General features: G+C 74.6%; 3 protein-coding genes. 2 read left to right on the forward strand and 1 reads right to left on the reverse strand.

What is annotated here, in order from left to right; genetic code table 11:
- A partial coding sequence (locus WMI84_RS17930) for an ester cyclase (RefSeq protein WP_347355135.1) occupies nt 1–499 on the forward strand: 499 nt, incomplete at its 5' end.
- A gap of 92 nt (nt 500–591) precedes the next feature.
- Here the strand turns inward: WMI84_RS17930 and WMI84_RS17935 are convergent.
- Nucleotides 592–1,140: a Uma2 family endonuclease gene (locus WMI84_RS17935; protein ID WP_347355136.1), complete on the reverse strand. Its 549-nt coding sequence runs from the start codon at nt 1,138–1,140 to the stop codon at nt 592–594.
- Nucleotides 1,141–1,424: 284 nt separating this feature from the next.
- Here WMI84_RS17935 and WMI84_RS17940 point away from each other — a divergent pair, with 284 nt between their 5' ends.
- Nucleotides 1,425–2,642 carry an AGE family epimerase/isomerase gene (locus tag WMI84_RS17940; protein ID WP_347355137.1) on the forward strand — a complete coding sequence of 406 codons (1,218 nt, stop codon included), beginning with the start codon at nt 1,425–1,427 and terminating at the stop codon, nt 2,640–2,642.
- The last annotated feature ends 81 nt before the right edge of the window (nt 2,643–2,723 follow it).

Consider the following 2,723-nt stretch of genomic DNA (forward strand, 5'->3'; position numbering starts at 1 on the left):
CCCGACCGGGCCGCGCGGGTCACTGGGCAAGAGGCCCCGACTCGGGCGAGACTGGGGCATGGACGCGGAACGGAACAGGCAGAACACCCTCAACGCGATCGCGGCGTTCAACGCCGGCGACCTGGACGGCTACCTGGCGAGCTACGCGCCGGACGCGGTGGTGCACGGGCTCCCCGAGCACCTCGAGCCCACCGTCTCGGGGCACCGCGAGTTCCTCACCTCGATGCGGGATGCGCTGCCCGACGTCACCTCGACGGTCGAGGACTCCGCGGCCAGCGGCGACCTGGTTGCGACCCGGCACGTCTACCGCGGCACCCACGAGGGCGCCCTGCACGGGGTACGTCCCACCGGGAAGGTCCTCGAGTGGGACGCGATGACCTTCCGCCGCTTCAACGACGCCGGCCTCGTGGTCGAGCGCTGGATCGTCAGCGACGACATGGCCCTGCTGCGCCAGCTCGGGCAGCTCGGCGCGCCCGCCGCGAGCCGTCCCGCGCGCTGACCCGTAGTCGCCTGACCTGTAGTCGGCTGACCCGTAGTCGGCTGACCCGTAGCCGGCCCACCCCTGGGCCGGCACCGCAGCGCCGACCCGGCTCAGGCCACCAGCGCGCCCGGCACGACCCGGACCGGATAGGGCAGCGCCGGCTCGAAGACCTCGCCGCCCTGCACCCGGCCCACCTCGACGTAGGCACCCTCGACGAGGTCCCAAGCAGTCAGCGACGGGACCTCCGGGTCGACGACCCAGTACGACCGGCAGCCGGCCCGCTCCAGCCGCGACCGCTTGAGGTTCAGGTCGATCAGGCGCGTGCTCGGCGAGAGGACCTCGACCGCGAGTACCGGCGCGACCGGCAGGTTCGAGTCGGTCAGGTCGGCGCGCCGACAGACGAGCACGTCCGGCTGGATCACGGTGTCGTCCGCGAGACGCACGTCGAACGGGGCCACGAGGACCTCGAGCCCCTCGGGGCAGGCGGGGAAGAGCACCGCGAGCAGCCGGACCACACACCGCTGGTGCACGGTCACCGGCGACGGGGTCACGATCAGCACCCCGTCGATGATCTCGTGGCGGCGCCCGTCATCGGGCAGCGCAGCGAGGTCGTGCTCGGTGAACGGCAGACCCCAGCTCGATGTGGTCACAACAGTCATGGTGCCTCCCTCGCCTCACCCGGCCAAGCATTCCGCAACCGCGGTGCCGGGGGTCCGCGCCGCCCACAGGCGCCCGCGTCCGCGCGCAGGCGCCGGCTCGGCGGCATACAGGCAAGGGGTATGCCGCCCACCGCGCCACGCGGTCAGGGCGGGCTCGGGGGCGTTCCTCGTAGGCCGTCGGGTACCTCGCGGAGGCGGCGCCGGGCAGAACGACGTGCCGCTCTGCCAGACTTCGGACATCCGAGCCCGGTCGCACCGCGGCCGCCCGACCCGAGGAGGATGTCGTGACGCAGACGCCGGCTGTGCTTTCGCCCGAGGAGCGGGCGCGTCTGGAGGCCGACGCGGCGCGGCTGGTGGGGTTCGCCCGGCGGGCGGCGGACCCGGGTGGCGGGTTCGGCTGGCTCGACGACGCGGGCCGGCTGGTGGCCGACCGCCCGGTCGAGACGTGGATCACCTGCCGGATGACGCACGTGTTCGCCCTGGCAGCGCTGCACGGGGACGGCTCGGCCGGCGAGTACGTCGACCGTGGCGTGGCGGCGCTGGGCTCGGTGCTGCGCGACCGGACGCACGGCGGGTGGTTCTCCTCGGCGGGCCCGGCCGGGCGGGTCAAGGAGGGCTACGCGCACGCCTTCGTGGTGCTGGCCGCGGCCTCGGCCACCGGGGCCGGCCACCCGGACGGGCCGAGCCTGCTGCAGGAGGCCCTGGGCGTGGTGCTGGAGCGGTTCTGGGACGAGGACCAGGGCCTGGTGGCCGACGTGTGGGACGCCGACTGGACCGTGCTGGACCCGTACCGGGGCGTGAACGCGAACATGCACACCGTGGAGGCGTTCCTGGCCGCGGCCGAGGTCACCGGCGACCGGGTCTGGCTGGACCGGGCGGTGCGCATCCTGACCCGGGTCGTGGACGGGTTCGCCCGCGAGCACGACTGGCGGCTGTCGGAGCACTTCGACCAGCAGTGGCGCCCGCTGCTGGACTACAACATCGACCGGCCGGACGACCAGTTCCGGCCCTACGGGGTCACCATCGGGCACCTGATCGAGTGGTCCCGGCTGGCGCTGCACGCGCGCACCGCGCTCGGTGCGAAGGCCCCGGGGTGGCTGCTGGAGTCCGCCGGCCGGCTATACCGGGCCGGGGTGGGCCGCGGCTGGGACGTGGACGGCGCGCCCGGCTTCGTCTACACCACCGACTTTCAGGATCGGCCGGTGGTGCGCGAGCGGATGCACTGGGTGCTGGCCGAGGCGATCGCCGCCGCGTGGACGTTGTGGCGCGACACCGGGCAGGCCTCCGCCGGGGACGACTTCGCGCGCTGGTGGGCGTATGCCCGGCGCTACCTGCTCGACGAGCGGGACGGGTCCTGGCGCCACGAGCTCGACGCGGGCAACCGTCCCTCGGCCCGGGTGTGGTCCGGCCGGCCGGACGTCTACCACGCCTACCAGGCCACCATCCTGCCGCTGCTGCCACCGGCCGCCAGCTTCATCGGCGCCGCCAAGGACGGCTGGTGAGACCAGGCGATGGCGGCCCGCGCGGACCGTCCCCGCGCGCCCGAGCCCCGCGCGCCCGAGCCCCGCGCGCCCGAGCCCCGC

This window comes from Intrasporangium sp. (genome assembly GCF_039812505.1).
In the GTDB taxonomy this organism is placed as follows: domain Bacteria; phylum Actinomycetota; class Actinomycetes; order Actinomycetales; family Dermatophilaceae; genus Intrasporangium_A.

Coding starts and splice junctions, on each gene's coding strand:
- WMI84_RS17935 (WP_347355136.1), bottom strand. CDS start 1,140: ATGACTGTTGTGACCACATCGAGCTGGGGTCTGCCGTTCACCGAGCAC.